Source organism: Gottfriedia endophytica (assembly GCF_017814275.1).
GTDB classification, from domain to species: Bacteria; Bacillota; Bacilli; order Bacillales; family Bacillaceae_G; genus Gottfriedia; species Gottfriedia endophytica.
This window is the reverse complement of the sequence record NZ_JAGIYQ010000004.1, coordinates 43,721-62,377: the sequence shown is the minus strand read 5'-3', so window position 1 is coordinate 62,377 and position 18,657 is coordinate 43,721. Positions and strand designations below refer to the sequence as shown.

The 18,657-nt window shown below is 35.8% G+C and carries 13 protein-coding genes, 1 pseudogene and 1 other annotated feature; of the genes and pseudogenes, 1 reads left to right on the top strand and 13 read right to left on the bottom strand.

The window, feature by feature from the left end; genetic code table 11:
- Window positions 1–529: 529 nt before the first annotated feature.
- The gene (locus tag J5Y03_RS07020; protein WP_209404002.1) at window positions 530–1,918 is read left to right on the top strand and encodes an MFS transporter; all 1,389 of its coding nucleotides are present in this window, start codon (window positions 530–532) and stop codon (window positions 1,916–1,918) included.
- Window positions 1,919–2,229: 311 nt separating this feature from the next.
- Here the strand turns inward: J5Y03_RS07020 and J5Y03_RS07015 are convergent, their stop codons facing one another.
- From J5Y03_RS07015 to J5Y03_RS06955, 13 genes and pseudogenes are all read right to left on the bottom strand, one after another.
- Entirely contained in the window at window positions 2,230–3,732 is a 1,503-nt protein-coding gene (locus J5Y03_RS07015; RefSeq protein WP_209404000.1) for a malate:quinone oxidoreductase, read from the bottom strand.
- 256 nt (window positions 3,733–3,988) lie between these two features.
- A pseudogene (locus J5Y03_RS07010) lies at window positions 3,989–4,132 on the bottom strand (tyrosine--tRNA ligase); the annotation flags it as partial.
- A gap of 288 nt (window positions 4,133–4,420) precedes the next feature.
- Window positions 4,421–4,714: a YerC/YecD family TrpR-related protein gene (locus J5Y03_RS07005; RefSeq protein WP_209403998.1), complete on the bottom strand. Its 294-nt coding sequence runs from the start codon at window positions 4,712–4,714 to the stop codon at window positions 4,421–4,423.
- Between the two features lie 330 nt (window positions 4,715–5,044).
- A complete protein-coding gene (gene nhaC / locus J5Y03_RS07000; RefSeq protein ID WP_209403996.1) occupies window positions 5,045–6,430 on the bottom strand; it encodes a Na+/H+ antiporter NhaC in 1,386 nt (461 codons plus the stop codon).
- A 176-nt stretch (window positions 6,431–6,606) separates the two neighbouring features.
- Window positions 6,607–7,419, bottom strand: a complete 813-nt coding sequence (gene pdxK / locus J5Y03_RS06995) for a pyridoxine/pyridoxal/pyridoxamine kinase (protein ID WP_209403994.1) — start codon at window positions 7,417–7,419, stop codon at window positions 6,607–6,609.
- Window positions 7,420–7,543: 124 nt separating this feature from the next.
- Window positions 7,544–9,406, bottom strand: coding sequence for a tyrosine decarboxylase (gene tdc, locus J5Y03_RS06990; RefSeq protein ID WP_209403991.1), 1,863 nt, complete (start codon window positions 9,404–9,406; stop codon window positions 7,544–7,546).
- A gap of 56 nt (window positions 9,407–9,462) precedes the next feature.
- Window positions 9,463–10,902 (bottom strand): tyrosine-tyramine antiporter, encoded by a 1,440-nt coding sequence (gene tyrP, locus J5Y03_RS06985; RefSeq protein WP_209403989.1) that lies wholly within the window; start codon window positions 10,900–10,902, stop codon window positions 9,463–9,465.
- Window positions 10,903–11,461: 559 nt separating this feature from the next.
- Entirely contained in the window at window positions 11,462–11,653 is a 192-nt protein-coding gene (locus J5Y03_RS06980) for a hypothetical protein (RefSeq protein ID WP_209403987.1), read from the bottom strand.
- 204 nt (window positions 11,654–11,857) lie between these two features.
- On the bottom strand, window positions 11,858–13,117 hold the full coding sequence (tyrS, locus tag J5Y03_RS06975; protein ID WP_209403985.1) for a tyrosine--tRNA ligase: 1,260 nt from the start codon (window positions 13,115–13,117) through the stop codon (window positions 11,858–11,860).
- Window positions 13,118–13,200: 83 nt separating this feature from the next.
- Window positions 13,201–13,422, bottom strand: a binding site (T-box leader).
- 177 nt (window positions 13,423–13,599) lie between these two features.
- Window positions 13,600–13,878: a hypothetical protein gene (locus J5Y03_RS06970; protein WP_209403984.1), complete on the bottom strand. Its 279-nt coding sequence runs from the start codon at window positions 13,876–13,878 to the stop codon at window positions 13,600–13,602.
- Window positions 13,879–14,173: 295 nt separating this feature from the next.
- On the bottom strand, window positions 14,174–14,881 hold the full coding sequence (locus tag J5Y03_RS06965) for a response regulator (RefSeq protein WP_209403982.1): 708 nt from the start codon (window positions 14,879–14,881) through the stop codon (window positions 14,174–14,176).
- Window positions 14,878–16,479, bottom strand: a complete 1,602-nt coding sequence (gene dcuS / locus J5Y03_RS06960; protein ID WP_209403980.1) for a DcuS/MalK family sensor histidine kinase — start codon at window positions 16,477–16,479, stop codon at window positions 14,878–14,880. The genes J5Y03_RS06965 and dcuS overlap by 4 nt, the downstream gene beginning before the upstream one ends.
- A gap of 402 nt (window positions 16,480–16,881) precedes the next feature.
- The gene (locus tag J5Y03_RS06955) at window positions 16,882–18,600 is read right to left on the bottom strand and encodes an NAD-dependent malic enzyme (protein ID WP_209403978.1); all 1,719 of its coding nucleotides are present in this window, start codon (window positions 18,598–18,600) and stop codon (window positions 16,882–16,884) included.
- Between the last annotated feature and the right edge of the window lie 57 nt (window positions 18,601–18,657).

Genomic DNA, 18,657 nt, shown 5'->3' with positions numbered 1-18,657 from the left:
TTATCCAATACCTTTTATTTAACATTCCAACTAAATTAAGTTTCACAACTTTATGGATAATTTACCTTTACTTATGATAGGTTTCACCGAAAGGATAAATGGCAACTGGCCAAGATCATTTGGGTTTTAACTAGCACTGCCTATGGTGGAAGCGATGTATTTTATACGGAATACATCGCTTTTTTGATACAAAAAAGACAAATTCCCAAAAAAAGATGGGTTGTGAGCATAAAAAAGGTATGGTATCCTTTTCATTGTTAAAATGTGCACAAACTTTTAGATAGCTGTACAATGATGCATATTTTAAAGGGTTATCATGCATGATCATGGAAACGCTACCTCTTTAAATATCATAAGAAAGAGTAAAAGCAGGTATAACTGTGCATAAAGAAACCCTGAATATAAAAACAAATGACGTAGAAATTATTGAAAGCATCCTTTTACGAAAGGATCAATTGATAGTTAAAAACAAGACAACCATGAATCAGGAAGACAATTTCCTGCATAGCAAAAGGAGAGGAATATAGCTATGTCTACAACAACTGCAGATGTGAGCATGAAGAAAACTCAGGAATATAGTGCTAAGAAAGCAGTACCTGTTACCTTACTGTTATTTGTACTATGTTTAGTAATTGACAATTCGTTTAAGATTGTTTCTATTGATATGGCAAAGGATTTTCACATTTCAGCGACAACAGTTAGCTGGCAAGCAACTCTAGCTGGCCTTGTGATTGGAATTGGAGCGGTGGTTTACGCAACTTTGGCGGATTCCGTTAGTATCAGAAAACTTTTTAGCGTTGGTATTATTTTAATATGTGTTGGTTCAGTTATGGGATACATTTTTCAACACTCATTTTTACTTGTTGTTATCTCACGAATGATCCAAACTGCAGGCTTAGCATCGGCTGAAACATTATATGTTATATTTGTAACAAAATATTTACCTGCAAATGAACAAAAGAAATTTTTAGGATTAAGTACAAGTAGTTTTGCTCTTTCACAACTTATAGGTGCTTTAACTGGAGGCTATGTCTCTACATATTTCCATTGGACAACTCTGTTTTTACTTTCTTTAGTAACAATTTTTACACTTCCATTTATTTTAAAATATCTTCCTAAGGAAGAAACAAAAAACAGTAATGTAGACGTATTAGGATTATTTCTAGTTGGAACTATTTCAGCATCCTTGCTACTATATATTACCGATTTCAATTGGATGTTCCTTATCTTGTTTATTATTGCAATTGCACTGTTCCTTGCTTATATCAGCAAGAATTCAAAAGCGTTTATCAGAATATCATTCTTTAAAAATAAACAGTTTATCTCATTGCTTGGAGTTGCTTTTGTAATTTATTCTGTACAGTTAGCATATATTTTCTTATTTCCATTCTTGCTTGAAAAGATGTATGGTTTGAAGCTAGATACCGTTTCACTATTATTGATTCCAGGCTATATCGCAGCTACTATAGTTGGCGCTCTTTCTGGAAAAATTGCGAAGGTCCTAGGAAGCAAGCAATGTATTACAATCGCTATGTCTAGCATTATGATCAGCTTACTATTAGGCGGATTCTTTATAAGAACTTCTGTTGTTGTATTCGTAATATCCATGATTTTATTTTCTAGTTCATTTGCATTCATGTATGCACCATTACTTGATGCTTGCATTTGTACGATTGAAAAAGGAAAAACGGGAACAGCAATCGGATTTTATAATTTAACACTTAGTATTGCTATGTCAATCGGAATTGCTTATACAGCAGCAATGATGGACAATTCCGCAATGCGAAACAACTTCCTAGGGATTACAAACAATTTGGATGCTTCCATGTTTAGTAATATCCTATTCATTCTCGTACTCTTTACCCTTTTCAGTTTATCTCTGTACTGGGTATTAGTAGGACGAAAATCGACAAAATAAATTATGTTTTCCAATTGGACAAGTTGGCTATTAGTTAACTATTTCTTTGTAAGAAAACCTTAAAACGATGATTTCAGAGTACAACCCTAAGCTTTTTGGCTTAGGGTTCTTTTTTATTACATTAAAAAGGCTGAGAAAGCAGGTTTTTTCTAACCTACTCATCCCTAGTCATTTTACCTATCTATAGCCTCCCTAACCTCAATTTTTGAAAAAAGAACCTTCAATCTAAAGATAGATCAAAGGTTCTATGTTTTATTTTCAATGATATTCTATTATTTACTCAATTCTTTTTGTAATTTACATCCAAAGAATTAACTAAAGACTGGTTCTTTCCCGTTTAGACCAAGCGCATGGGCTGTTGAAGTATGAATTTGTTGGAAAAGCTCTGGGTTTTTCATTAGTGACATGCCATATGATGGAATCATTTCTTTTATTTTTGACTCCCACTCCTTCATCTGTTGTGGGAAGCATTTTTCTATTACTTCAAGCATGACATGTACGGCAGTAGAAGCACCCGGAGAAGCACCAAGTAATGCAGCTATTGAGCCATCTGTGGCAGTAATAACTTCCGTACCAAATTGAAGTGTCCCTTTTCCACCTGTCTCAGTATCTTTGATAACTTGCACGCGTTGGCCCGCTACTACTATATCCCAATCCTCGCTTTTGGCGTTCGGAATAAATTCACGTAGTTCTTCCATGCGTTTTTCATGCGATAACAAAACTTGCTGAATCAAGTATTTTGTCAATGCCATCTCTTTTACGCCTGCCGCCAACATTGTAAGGATATTATTCAGGTTTACGGAACCGATCAAATCAAAATTTGAACCCGTTTTCAAGAACTTTGGTGAAAAACCAGCAAACGGTCCAAACAGTAATGTTTTCTTATTGTCAATATATCTTGAATCAAGATGCGGAACAGACATTGGTGGTGCACCAACCTTAGCTTTACCGTATACCTTTGCATGGTGCTGCGCTACAACTTCAGGCTTGTTACATACCATAAATAGTCCGCTTACAGGGAATCCTCCAACATGTTTTGACTCAGGAATACCCGTTTTTTGTAGTAAAGGTAGACTTCCGCCCCCACCACCGATAAACACAAATTTTGCAGTGTGGTATTCGATTTTACCGCTATCCATATCATGGACTTTCACTTCCCATGAACCGTCAGTAGTACGTTTAATATTCTTAACACTATGATTGTAGTTGATCTCTACATTTTTATCCTTTAAGTGATCAAATAACATACGTGTTAAAGCACCAAAGTTGACGTCCGTTCCAGAGTCAATTTTTGTTGCTGCTATCGGTTCATTGGCTGTACGGCCATCCATTATAAGAGGTATCCATTCTTTCAGTTTTTCAGGGTCCTCAGAAAATTCCATCCCTTGAAACAGTGGATTGTTTGAAAGCGCTTCAAAGCGTTTTTTCAAAAACGATACATTTTTTTCCCCTTGAACTAAGCTCATATGAGGTATTGGCATGATAAAGTCTTGTGGATTACGAATCAGATTGCTATTTACCAGATAAGACCAAAACTGTCTTGAAAGCTGAAACTGTTCATTGATTTTTATAGCTTTGCTAATATCTATAGATCCATCAGATTTTTCGGATGTATAGTTAAGCTCGCACAGTGCAGCATGCCCCGTGCCCGCATTATTCCATTCGTTAGAGCTTTCTTCTCCTGCGTTTGAAAGTTTCTCAAACACTTTGATTTCCCATTCAGGTGCTAACTCTTTCAGTAATGATCCCAAAGTTGCGCTCATGACTCCGGCACCAATTAAGATAACGTCTGTTTTTTTCTTTATGCTGCTCATAATACCCTTCCTCATCCCCTAATATTTGCAAAAAAGAGTAGGCGCTCCTGCTTAGATGTCACAAAAACCAAGGCACCACCTAGGAAAACACCTTTTCTATCTCAATTATACCCTACCATATTCTATTATAATTATTTATAGATTAAAATATCTACTAATATCTGATAATTAATTAAAGATTAAAATTTCTATTATTACATAATAATTATATACTATTAAAGCTAATTGAAAAGGGACAATCCGTCTTCTCTTAAAAATATCCACTATGCATGCTGTTACCAGTTGGATCTACACCACAGTACAAGGAAATTTTTTTCTCTTCTACTAGTTTATGCAACTCTTCTGCATCTGTTTATTAATTAAAAGTATCGCGGTATTCCAATCTATCAATAATGTTCATGTCTTGCCAACTCCTTTAATCAGTAAGATTTTCTTACCTTAGATTGTTAAACAAAAAAGCCACTCCTAACAATGGAGTGGTTTTGTTAATAAACTTCTAAAATGGTATTCTCAGTAAATGTATCTCTATAATGTGTTGTATCAAGCAATAGCAGATCTATAACTATTGAATCTGCTCTGCTTTGATGTTTTGAGTAATATCTTCCCATTCTTTTTTTATTACTCTAGAGCTCCTTCAAAAGCTACCTGGTTCAGTCTTACTGTCCGTTAATACGGGATAAAGTGAAACTTATTTTTCTTTCATACGGCTAAAAACAACATTATACATATCATTTCCATAGTTTAAAGATCTCTTCACACGAGAAATTGTTGCTGTACCAGCTCCAGTTTCTTCTTCAATTTCATGATAAGTGTTGTTGTTATATAACATTTTAGCAACTTTAAATCTTTGAAAGATTGTCTTCATTTCATTCACTGTGCATAAATCATCAAAAAAACTATAGTACTCATCTACAGTTTTTAGTGTTAACATTGCTTTAAAAAATTCATCTAAATCTTTTCCACGTAATTTATCTATTAGCATATGCCTACCTCCACCTTCATCAAAGTAGCCGCTGCGCCACAAGTTGCCTATTCTTATGCTAAAGTATTCTAAAGATATATTAGAAAAATATAGAAAAAGGTACTTCACCCCTATTTCCATCTTCTTTAACCCTTTAAAGAGTATAAGGTATTATATCACTGTTTTTTCATCTTAAATCCTGCCCCTTTATTACATATTAGTGGCAAAATTTTGTCTAAATTATGTATGAAATACAAAAAAACTTATTCCAACAAAAAAAGCTGGTATTTACCAGCTTTTTCACTAATTGTACAAAATGTTAAATTTTCTTTTACAATAGAAAATGATGTGTTAACTAGCTTTCTTATGTTCTTTTAATTGTTGTTTTCCATTCCCAAGAAATCCTAAAATAACATGAATTACAGGAATTACTAAACAAAATATAGTGAATGGCAAATACTGCAGCGTCGATACACCTAGTGTTCCAGCGATGAACACACCGCTTACTCCCCATGGAATCAAAGGATTCACAGCGGCTCCGGCATTCGCTAATATCCCCGAAAGATTTTTCGAATCTACATGAATTGCCTTAAATTGTGATTTAAAAGCTTCACCAGGTAAAATAACTGATAAATACTGCTCTCCTAAAAGAACATTAATACCAATAGAGCTTAATGCAGTCATGAGCATTAAGTTTCCTTTCGTGCTTACCATACCCGAAATTTTAGAAATTAGCTTTTCAATAATTTTTACTTCCACTAATAATCCACCTAGTGCTAAAGCAAGAAGGATAAGAGAAACAGACCACATCATGCTTTGCATTCCTCCGCGAGTAAGTAACACATCTACACTCTTTACGCCTGTATTTGAAACAAATCCATCTTGCATATACGAAGCTATTTGACTAAGGCTAATATGCGGATGATAAATAAAACAGATAACAATTGTAACTACTATACTAAGTAATAATGTCGGAATGGCTGGTACTTTTCTCCAAGCACATAAAAATAATACTAACACTGGAATTAATGTGAAAGCTGAAATAGTAAAAGATGAATGGAGTGTACGAACCAGTACATCGATTTCATTTCCTGCTGATTCTGATGCTCCATGTCCTACAAATAAGAAAAAGATAAGAGTTATAACAAAAGCTGGAATAATTGTCCGCATCATACTACGGATATGTTCAAATAAATCTACTTCTGCAATAGCAGCTGCTAAGTTCGCTGTATCAGATAATGGAGAAACGTTATTTCCTAGAAAAGCTCCCGATATAATAGCACCTGCAATCATCGCTGGATTTAGGCCCATCATTTGTCCCATTCCTAAAAATGCAATGCCCACAGTTGAAATGGTTGTAAAAGAGCTTCCCACCATTATCCCCACAAGTGCACATATGACAAAAACAGAAGGTAAAAAGAATTTTGCAGATAAAATTTTAAATCCATAAATCATGATAGTTGGAATTGTTCCTGCTGCAATCCAAACACTAATTAAAACGCCAATTAACATAAATATAATGATCGGAATTAAACCCGGTGTAATTCCATTCATAATCCCTTTATGTATTGTATCCCATGAAAAACTTTTCACTTTTGCAAATAAAATAACAATACCTATGGCAATTAAAATAGGAACTTGAGGAGGTAAACTTAACCCTATAATACAAGTTCCAATAATCGCTAATAAAACAACTAAAAGAAAGATACTCTCTTTTAGAGTTACATCTCTTTTCATTTTAATAAACTCCTTTTAAGTTGGTGTATGATTTTTTCTACTAATCTATTTATCATTAATTTGTGAACAATTGCACATAAAAAGGCATAAACAATTCTTTGGATGAGAATATATTACATACAAATCACACCAATAGATGTTTATGCCCTTTCTTATTCATCTAAAATATAAAACAGTTATCGCAATTCAGCTTTATTATAAGCACCGTGCCAAACTGGACCAACAAATGTATTAAAATTAAATCCCTTTTTAATTCCTTCTGTTGTGAAGTCCTTCGCCTTTGCTACAGCCTCTTTTACTGAAAGTCCTTTAGCTAATCCGGCTGTAATCGCTGCTGCAAAAGTACACCCAGCACCGTGGTTGCAGTTAGTATGAATTTTCTCGACTTCATAAAGCACAAAATCTGTTCCATCATAAAGTAAATCAATTGCCTTATGATCAGCTATAGATTTACCACCTTTTATAACAACATTTTTAGCACCAAAATAAATAATTCTTTTTGCCGCTTCTTTCATATCATTAATCGTTTTTACATTTTGGATTCCAGATAACTGGCCTGCTTCAAATAAATTTGGTGTTACAATTGTTGCCTTTGGTAATAGAAGATCACGAATGGCAAGGCCATTTTCAGGATGAAGTGGTTCGTTTTCTCCTTTACAAACCATAACCGGATCAATGACAACATTTTGCATATCGTATGTTTCTATTACATCACTTACGAGTTCAATCAGTTCGATAGATCCAAGCATTCCTGTTTTCATCGCATCTAATTTTCCGCCTGAAAAAATTGTTTTTAATTGCGCTTGCACAAGTTCCTTATCAATCGGATGAACATGATGATGCCAGTTATTGTCGGGATCCATTGTGACGATTGTTGTAATGGCAGTTAAACCAAAAGTACCATACTCTTCAAATGTCTTAAGATCCGCCTGTACTCCAGCTCCTCCACTTGAATCAGAACCTGCTATCGTTAATACTTTTTTTACCATCTTTTTTCACTCCTTAATTGATCTATCCTTCACTAAAATAAATAAAATCAATTAGATAAAGATGAATGCATAACGGATTTTTAACGTCATGCATTCATTCTATTAAAATAGTATTCTATTAAACTTATTTCGTTTCATTGTAGATTGTTTTAAGTTTGCATTGAATTGCTTTTTCTAGCTTAACAGCATATTCTTCAAATACTTCTTTATCATGAGCATATGGAGATAACGCACAAGCACGAAGCACCGTTACTTTACCTTCGCGATCCCATTCTCCTTCACTAAATCCCAGACTCTTCACGAATGGAAGTGGGCTGTTACCGTAGTCAGGTGTAGCAAAGTCAGTATGAGATGTAATAAACTCATTATTACATAATCCACCTTTAACATAAGAAGCTTGATCGAAGAAATCATGATTTAATTTGTTCATTTTTTCTAAGTCTGTATTACCTTCTTCATTAAATACGTAGTCAACCATATTAAAGTCAGGTTTTGTTAATGGGTACACATGAATCGTTTTATCGCCAACTTTGAATTCTTTATTACTTAAGAAGTCGTAGAAACGATAAGCTCCTTCAATACTTGCACCAATTAACTTACCATAACCAGTTACATTTAGAGGTAATACTTTATGAGCTGTCCAAACTGCTGCTGCTGTTGCACCTGCTTTAGAACCTTCAAGAATATAAGCACCTAGTAAGGCTGGAATATCTGCACCTTTTTCGAATACATATGTTGCAAAGTAAGAAATGACATCGCGCATTCTAATATCTTTAATAACGATACCGCCCGCAGAGTAAGGAATGTAGCCCATTTTGTGTGGATCAATTGTAATTGTTTCTGCTTGGCTCATTGCTTTAAATGACTCATAAACGTCTCTTGTTAGCCATTCACATTTTTCAGTGAAGATGTTGTGTTTTGCATACACTTCATCGATTTGATCCCATTCGATAAATTCGTTATTTTCATCTAAGAAAATAGAACGAGCATAACCGCCGTAAGCTGCATCTACGTGAAGGTAGAAATAGATGCCTTCTTTTGCTAATTTTTCACGAAGTTCTACCATTTTATCAATGCGATCTACTTGTCCTTCTTCTGTTGTACCGATAACCCCAACAACACCTAAAACAGGAATTTGATCAGCCGCTAGATCACGAATTTTTTCTTCTAATTTAGTAATGTCCATACGATAGTTGTCATCAACATCGATTTGCTCTACACAATCAAGACCAACACCGATAATATCAGCAGCTTTTAGCCAAGAATAATGTTTTGTTTGTGGAATTAACCATTTACCTAATTTTTGTAGATTTTTACCACTGCGTGCAGAATGAGTTTTAATTTCATCAATTTGTTCAGGAATTTGATCTAAAATTTCTAGAATTTCTTCTGTAGACATATTCAGTAATTCCCATTCAGATTTACCTTCAACAAATTCAGGAGCCACTTCTTTAATTGCTAGTGGTAAGGATTTCATATTACGTGCATACCATAAGCCCTCTATGTTAGCGATAGAACCATCTGCGCAAATATGTCCCCAGCTTTCACCTTTTTTATAGCTCATAAGTGCAGCAAATTCATGTCCAACTTCTTCCTCCATTTGAGAAGTGCCTGGTGAAGATTCATAGGCTACGTTATTACCATTCCATAACATTGCTGCTGTATAAGCGATAATAGCAGGCATTAATGTTTCAGAGTTCATATGTCCCCAGAAACGACCAGCAGAATGCCAAGGTAAAGAGTGCGTACGTAATTTAGAAGATAATACATTGAACACACTGCGCATATGATCTGCAGTTTCTTGGAAGTCTTTAGAACTTCTATCTTGAGGTGTAATCACCGGTAAATCTTGTGGCATATAGTTTTGTCTCCAACCAACATGCTCATCTACCATTTTTAATAATAATTCTTTAAATAAATCTACGTTTTCTCCTTTATCTCCTAAGAATAACGCTTTTAAATTAATTTCTGGCATTTCGTATTTCATTTTCAGTTCCTCCATTGTTGTCAATTAAACTATGTTAATATAAGGAATTATTTATTTTAATTAGCTTGTTTTAAATAGTCTTCTTGGTGATCTTCTTTCTTCCATTCTGGTTTCTTGCATTTATAAATAACAAGAGCGATCCCTATCATAACCACTGTTGCAGTCACTTGATAAATGACGTAACCAGTATACTGACTTGGTTTTAAAATTGATGGTGGAATCAAACTTACACCAATCGTTAGAACAATACCTATCATTGAGACGATAGATACAAACCACATTAATCCATTTCCTTTACTACCTAATCTAAATGGTCTGTTAGCATCAGGCATGTTATAGCGTAAGCGAATTGCTGAAATTGCAATTAAAGCATATACGATAGCATATAGAATCGTTGTTGTAATGGTAATAATTAAGAATGCACTATTAACATCTGGAACGACTACATATAAGAAAGATACTAATGAAATAACAATTGCTTGAATCATCACAAATGTGATTGGAATACCTTTCTCTGTTCTCTTTTGGAAGAATTTTGGTAAATTCCCTTCCTCTGCCACTTTAATCATCGATTTACTTGGTCCAAGTACCCATGCACTTAGCTGTACTAAAACACCAATTAAAATCATTAAAGAAATAATGTTAACAAAGATAGTTGGAATTCCTAAATTTTCACAGAAAATCAAGTATGGTTGTGTAATATTAGCTAACTCTATATGACCGCGTGGCACTGCGTTAGAAACGGTTAAACCAGCGATAATATTAAAGATTACTAGTAAAATAACAGAAGCGATAACAGCAACTGGATAGTTACGTTTCGGATTTTCAATATTATTTGCATGTACAGATGAAATCTCTACCCCTGCAAAAATGAAGATAATCCCTGATAAATACGCTAAGCTTCCTAAATCTTTTAAATTTGGTATTAAGTCACTTGGTTTGAAATTTCCTAAGTAACTATTTGGCTGAATGCCATTTTTAATCATATAGATAACACCTAAAACTACTAAAATCACAAACGGGATATAAACACCAATCACGGCACCCCAGTTACCTGCGATTTTTACCATGTCAAACTTAAGGTTTAATAAAGTTACACCCCAGTATGAAATTAAGATTACGGCAAAAATAAAATAGTTATTTGAAGATAGTGCTGGTTTATTAATAACGTAACCGAATAAAACACCAACTGTTGAAGAAACCATTACCATTCCGAAAAACATTTGAACCCATAATAACCACGAGGTAACGAATCCCCATTTTTCACCTAATGCATTTCTTACCCATACTTGAGGGCCACCTTCTTCAGGAAAGCCTGTTGAAAGTTCGGCTGACATGAGCGCAATAGGAAGAGCAAATACAAGTGCAGCAATTAACATATAAAAAATTGACGTCCATCCTGTAATAGCAAGCGTCGGTACACTACGTACAGTGCCAAAGAATGCCATCGTAATACCAATTAACCCAAAGAGCGTTAATTTTTTTGCCTTGGCCATGACTTTATCCTTCTTTCCCTTATTTAAATTTCATAGAAGAAATAAACTGAACTAATACGCTAATTTTCAAAGGGCCTGTACTGTCAAAATACAAACATTAAAAACTAGGGTATTAAAACAAAATATTTGAGACAAAATTTGTAGATCCTATTGAATCATCCCTTTCTTCTTTAAACAGAGTTATGAATTCGTAGAATACATCCACTCACTTTTTCATAAATCGGATGAATAATATTCATGAAATAATACTCTGTATTTATGATTGTGAAATGTTGCACAATCAATTTATGACGTCAGTCTACTCCTGTTCTTTTGTTTTGTCAACAACCTACAAAACGTTAATTTGACAATGTTTATTACCAAAAAAAAGAAACTTTTCATTTAAATCATTAACGATTTTATGCTTTCATCCGTTAAAGTATTAAACAGTTTATTTATAAAAATAGATAGAATAATTATTCATTAAATTGAATAAAAACATAATCGGGTTTCACAATAAAAACCATTAAAAAAGAAGAGTGAATTTGCTACACTCTTCTACTACTAAAAGGGCTGATTATTATTCTAAAAAAGGTTTTTCATCTTCTCTTAAACCCGGATGCCAGTCTAACATATTTACGAAAGCATGATTTACAATTGAATTGTTTATGCATAATTCATCCATACATAAATGAAATTTATTTTCATTTACCAATTCCTCTATTTTACTTTTTAACAATTTTCCGTAACCGATTAAACGTCTAGATGTCATAATTTTACTTTTCCGAAGAGGAAATTTACTTCTATGTTCACGAAATGTTAACAATTTTTCTTGGGAAATTTCACATTTAGCTTCTTTCCATTAGCTACTTTCCTCTTTATTTAACCTTTGCATAAGGTAAAAAAAGGCCCTGACCATATGGCCAGGTGCCCTCGCCCACCTAATAGAAAGTGGGAATGTCATTTTTGCGTATAATTACCCTAATTTTACCAAGCTGTAATTCTTTTTACCTTTACGGATAATAATAAATCTTCCATCAAATGAATTTTCAGCCGTAACATCTGTGTTTACATCTGTTACTTTATCTCCATTCATTAAAATAGCTCCATTATTAATATCTTCTCTTGCTTGGCGTTTAGAAGGTTCAATTCCTAAATCGACTAACCAATCGACAATATTTTTTGTTTCTTCTGTAGCATGGAAAGTCGGCATATCTTTAAACCCTTGTTCAATTTCATCAGCAGTTAACGATTTAATATCTCCACTGAATAATGCTGCTGTAATTTTTTCTGCTTGTAATAATGCATTTTCACTATGAACAAACTTCGTCATTTCTTCTGCTAATACTTTTTGAGCTTCACGTTTATGAGGTTCTGTTTCAACCTTAGCAGCTAATTCGTCAATTCTATCTTTCGTTAAGAATGTGAAGAATTTTAAGTATTTAACAACATCACGATCATCTGTGTTCAACCAGAACTGGTAGAATTCAAATGGTGTTGTCTTTTCAGGATCTAACCAAATCGCTCCTCCTGCTGTTTTACCAAACTTCGTGCCGTCTGATTTCAATAGCAATGGAATTGTTAATCCAAATACTTTTGCTTCTGGTCCTTCTTTTTTACGAATTAAGTCTAAACCGCTTGTAATATTTCCCCATTGGTCACTACCACCGATTTGAAGTTGCACATCTTCTGCTTTGAATAAGTGGTGGAAATCCATTGATTGTAAAATTTGGTATGAGAATTCTGTAAATGAAATCCCTGTTTCTAAACGACTTGATACGATATCTTTTCCTAGCATAGTATTTATACTAAAGTTTTTACCGTAATCACGTAGGAAATCAAGGATACTTACATCTTTCGTCCAATCATAGTTATTAACCATTTTCACTTCGCTGTTCCCGCCAAAGTCAAATAGCTTTTGCATTTGTGCTGTTAATGCGTCAACATTTTGTTGTACTTGCTCTAATGTTTGAAGTTGTCTTTCTGTTTGGCGTCCACTTGGATCACCGATTGTTCCCGTTGCTCCTCCAATTAAAATAACTGGATGATGCCCAGCTAATTGGAAACGTTTCATCATCATAAACGGAATTAAATGTCCAATATGCATGCTGTCACCAGTTGGATCTACACCACAGTACAAGGAAATCTTTTTCTCTTCTACTAGTTTACGTAATCCTTCTGCATCTGTTTGTTGATTAATGGCATCGCGCCATTCCAATTCATCAATGATGTTCATGTCTTTCCAGCTCCTTTTATTTGTAAATTTTGCTTACCCTAGTTTGGTAAACAGATAAAAAAAGTCCCTATGTCTGCACTAGACATAGGGACGATCTTTAACCGTGTTACCACCCAGATTGCACAAATAGCATGTATTCTACTATTCGTACCACTCTTAGCAATAGTATCGATTGCTGCTCCGCTTAGCATTACCTAAGATACTCCAGAGTGTAATTCACAAGTTTGTTTGTGCTAGGTTCCATCAACCCCTAGCTTTCTAAATAACAGTGACAAACTGCTACTGGGCTCTTTCGACGTATTTGATATATTAAATTATAGCCAATTATAGAGAAATAACATTTCATTGTCAATTATATAAAAAAATATTTTAAAAATGTTCACATTTCTATTATTTTATTATATAAAAATAACAATACGTTTCGGATGTACCTTGCTTCTTTTCCTATTATTGCAGATTTAGAAAAGGAATATATCCTTTATTCAAGATAAAAATAGTAAAAGGGAGAAGCCAATAACCCATATCATCGGAACTAAATTAATAATAAATGCAAGTTCTCTCTTTTTTATTCTCATCTTCCACGCTAATAACGAACAAAGGATTACTGCAACCGGGTATAAAGTAATAATAATAACAAAAGAAACATTAAATATATTGATTATCCCACTGTCAAAGACCATAAATGATATACCCCAAATAAAAAACCAAGCAATTAAAGTAATGGAATATAATATTTGACTAATAATTAAGTACCACTTCATAGTCCACCCCCTATAAAAACTTTTTTGCCAGATAGCTTAGTAACTCTTTCATTTCTACTTCAATACATTCTATAATTACACTACCATTTGTATACAAATTTCTGTATAACTTTTTCTGTTGATGAAGTGTACCTTCCACTTTCCCTTATCGACTAATAGCTTAAACCGATAAAGTATCCTTTTACTACTGTCAAATTCCTCTGTTCTAAATATTCCCAAGTAAATCGTTTTCAAAGTTTATGAAGGTTTAATAATTCTTTTTAAAACTAAAAAAGTAAGCAGTTTTAAAAACCACTTACAGAAAATTTTTTATTAAGTACTCTTTAATTTGGTTATATTCATGCTGGTAAACAGGCCTTCCGATGGTCCCATATATAACCTTGACATCAAGGATTCCTAAATCCTTTAAGAAGTTCAGATACTTTCTCGCTGAGACCCTTGAAATGCCCACAACATTTGCCACTTCTTCGGTGGAAAACGGCACCTCCTTCAATTCCTGAACCGCTTCCCATACTTGCTTTAAGGTATCCTTAGTCAACCCTTTTGGGAGCTCTTCAACTACTGCAGCTTCATCCCTGTGCAATAGATAATTATCGAGCTCCTGTTGGCTGACTGCTTCCAGTTTATCGGTAAACCGGGTCTTTTGCTGATAGCTGACTAGAGCAGTATTGAACCTTTCAAATTCAAAAGGCTTTATTAAATAATCGACAACGCCGTACCTTAATGCCTTCTTGATTCGCTCCAGATCCGATGCAGCCGAAATAATGATTACATCGATTTCAAGTTCATTTTTCCGGAGGTACGAAAGTAGCTCTAATCCCTGTTTGCCCGGCATAAAAATATCCAGAAGTATAAGCTGTATATTTTCCTTTCCAAGCAAAAGGATAGCATCATCAACTGAATTGGCTATAGTAGTCAAACGGAACCCACCAATCTTAGAAAGGTATCGTTTATTAATTTCCGCCACCATAGGGTCGTCTTCGACAATCATTACATTGATCATTCCTCTTCATCCTCTGCTTTATAAGGTATATACACCGCAAAATTCGTTCCCTTTCCCGGTTTGGAAGAAATGATTAGGTCCCCTTCTAGTCTTTCAATAGCCTGAGCTAAAAGATATAGCCCGAACCCGCGGTTATCTCCTTTCGTGGAGAAGCCTTTATCCAATATTTTATTTTGCATTGCCTTCGTCATTCCCATCCCTGTATCCTTAACCTCGATTGTTAAAATATCCTCTGCGTAATCAAGCTTTAAGTCAACTTTTTTGATAGGACTGTCCGCTATAGCTTCCATTGCATTATTGACGAGATTTCCAATAATCGTTATCAGTTCATGGGTGATTTCTGGGTTCGCAGGCTGGGGAAGCTTATTGGAGCAATCAAATGATAGTGAGGCACCTGATTCTCTTGCAAAGCTTTGCTTGCCAATCAAAAATCCGGCTAGAACCGGATCCTGGACATTCTCGGTTACAAAACCATTTTCCGTTTCCCGGTGGTTAACCGTTTCACTCACATAGTTCGCAAGTGTATCATATTGCTCGGTACGAACAAGGCCAAGAATGACATGCAGCTTATTCATGAATTCATGGGCATGGGCACGGAGGGCATCCGCATAATTGCGTACACCTGTGAGCTGTTCGGCCAATAACTGAACTTCCGTTTTATCACGGAATGTAGCGATTGCTCCAACCGGCTGATTATCCACCACTACCGGTACCCTGTTTACCAAAATAGTAACCCCATGCAGATCCTGTTCCTGATCAACCTCAGTTTCTCCAGACTGCAAAATACGGGTTAAACGGGTCTCAGGCAAATAGTCTTCTATTTTGAATCCTATTGGATTCCCTTCTAGGCCGGCTTTTTTAAAAAGCTTTCGAGCTGCCCTGTTTACAAGGGTAATTTTTCCTTCTTGGTCAATGGCTATAATGCCCTCACGGACAGACTGGAGCATAGAACTCCGCTCTTCAAGCAGCCTGGCAATAGCGAACGGCTCGAGTCCCAAAAGGATTTTTTTGATAAACCTGGCCAAGACCACTGCACCAGTTACCCCGATCAGTATTCCGATTAATGTCCCGATCACCATACCCATCCGACCTTTATGTACAGCCTTGGTTACGTTTTCCAAAGAAATCCCTACGGCAACTGCGCCGACTTGTTTTCCCTGTGAATTTATTATTGGGGTAAATGCCCGCATGGAGGGGCCGAGAATACCCTTTGAGATGGATACATACTCTTTCCCGCGAAGGGCTGGCCCTTCATCTCCTCCCCTGAATTTCTTTCCCACTTCACTGGGATCCGGATGGGAAAGCCGGATTCCTTTCATATCCATGACGACAACGAAGTTAACATGCGTTTTAACTTTTATTTGATTGGCAAAAGCTTGTACTTCTGTCGGATTTGTTTTCCCCTCAAGAGATCCAATCACTTGCGGGCTAAGAGAAACCATCTTTGCAATATTGAGTGCCTTTTCTTTCTGTGTCTCTTCCACACTGGAGGTAATTCTCTTACTGATTAACAAATCGGTTATACCAAGTGACAAAGCGACGACAAGGCAAACAAAAATAATAATGCTGGCTTGTAAACTAAATCTGCCCTTTTTCATAATCTCCTCCAGATTATCTGCTTAATTATAGTATGAATAAGGTTTACCTATTACATACTTAGAGACCGCGAAGCTCTCTGGAAGAGCTTTGCAGTCTCTATATTAAATCATCTTATTAATAAAATTGCTCCCGCCATGATTGAGGTAAGCAAGGTATGGTAAAGAAATAAAGATGGAGTCAACGTAAAACTCCATCTTTATTTTTTATTCAATATTTAGGCTCTTTTATTCCTTTTTCGTGTCATTCGCTTTCCAATACTCAGCAATAAACCGTATATATGAAAGATTTCCCAAAAAAGAATTGGCCCCATTTAATCTAGTTTATTACAAAAATGCCTGTCACTGACTGGAATACCGAAAGTTCGATCAATTACCATGAGTACAGGCATTTTATTTAACTATTTAATATGCATAGGAATTAATCTTTGTCCAAATACCTACACTCTTAATTTCTTTATACTCTGGTTTCCACATAGCATCTTCAATAGCATTTTCAACATCTTGAATATCTATTCTTGCAATTCCTTCGTGTATTGCAGCATGGGCTACTTCAATGGCTACGTATTTTGAGACTTCATGAAGTTTTTCAATGGATGGCAGCAGGGATGCGCCTGATGTGCTGGTATCTGACATTTTGGCAACTGCATGTGCTGCTGCTGCGAACATTCCTTTTGAGATGATTTCAGCTTTTGCAACAATTGCTCCAAGTCCAAGCCCTGGGAATACAAATGCGTTGTTTGACTGCCCGATTTCATAGGTAACACCTTTGTATTTTACATCGGCAAAAGGGCTGCCAGTCGCAATTAACGCCTTGCCATCTGTCCATTTGATTAGGTTTTCTGGCACTGCTTCAGCCAGCGCAGTCGGGTTGGACATTGGCATGATGATTGGACGTTCAACGTGCTTGGCCATCTCTTTTATAATATCCTCAGTGAAGGCACCGGCTTGTCCGGAAGTACCAATCAGGATGGTTGGCTTCACCCTTTGAACTACTTCCATTAATGAAATGATCCCGTCCTCATTCTTTTCCCAGTCCTTAACTTCATCCACCTTTCTTGTATAAGGCTTCTGGAAGTTCAGAACATCTGGTGTTTCATCTGTTAGTAGACCCCGATAGTCTACAGCCCAGAAACGATCATAGGCTTCTTCTCTGGTCGACCCTTCTAGAACCATGGCATCTGCCATTTGGTCTGCGTTACCGATGCCGGCAGCACCTGGTCCAAAGACAACAATGCGCTGGTCCTTCAGGGATTCTCCTGTTACTTTCAAAGCAGACATAATACCAGCAAGAGTAACGGCACCTGTTCCCTGGATATCATCGTTAAAGGTAAGAATTCGATCACCATATTTGTCCATGATTTTACGCGCGTTCACATTTCCAAGGTCCTCCCAGTGAAGAAGCACTTCGGGGAAGAACTTTCTTGCAGTCTGGATGAAAATATCAATGAATTCGTCGTAACGCTCGCCACGGACACGTGGGAATTTGTTACCGATATACATAGGATCGGCAATCAATGCCTGGTTGTTCGTACCAACATCCAGTACAACTGGCAGAACACGGCTTGGATCAATACCAGCTGCAGCCGTGTACACGGCAAGTTTACCAATCGCAATATTAATACCGCCTATCCCTTGATCCCCAATACCAAGAATGCTTTCAGAGTCGGTAACGACGATTAAATCAATACCATTTTTGGGCTTTCCTAGATTATAAAATGCCTTTTCAATGCCCTCAGGATCATCAATGGAAAGATATAAGCCACCTGGGCGACTGTAGCTATGGGAGTATGACTGGATTGCATCGCCGACAGTAGGAGTGTAGATGATAGGGAGCATTTCTGCGAGATGTTCTTTCAAAAGACGGTAAAACAAAACAACATTGCGGTTATATAAATCATAAAGCAGCCCGTTTTTGAACAGATTCGTAGTCCGCATCGAATATTGTTCATAGACCCTATTAACTTGTTCATCAAGGGTGAGTACTTGTGGTGGTAACAGTCCTTCAAGTCCAAGGTCTTCCCTTTCCTCTTTCGTAAAAGCTGTTCCTTTATTTAAAAAAGGATTGGAGAGAACTTCTTTTCCTTTTATTGTAGTTATAATAACATTCTCAGGTACATTCATGGTGTTTCCTTCCTTCTATCTTAAAATAGCTATTCCGACAATACCGCAACCATGTTA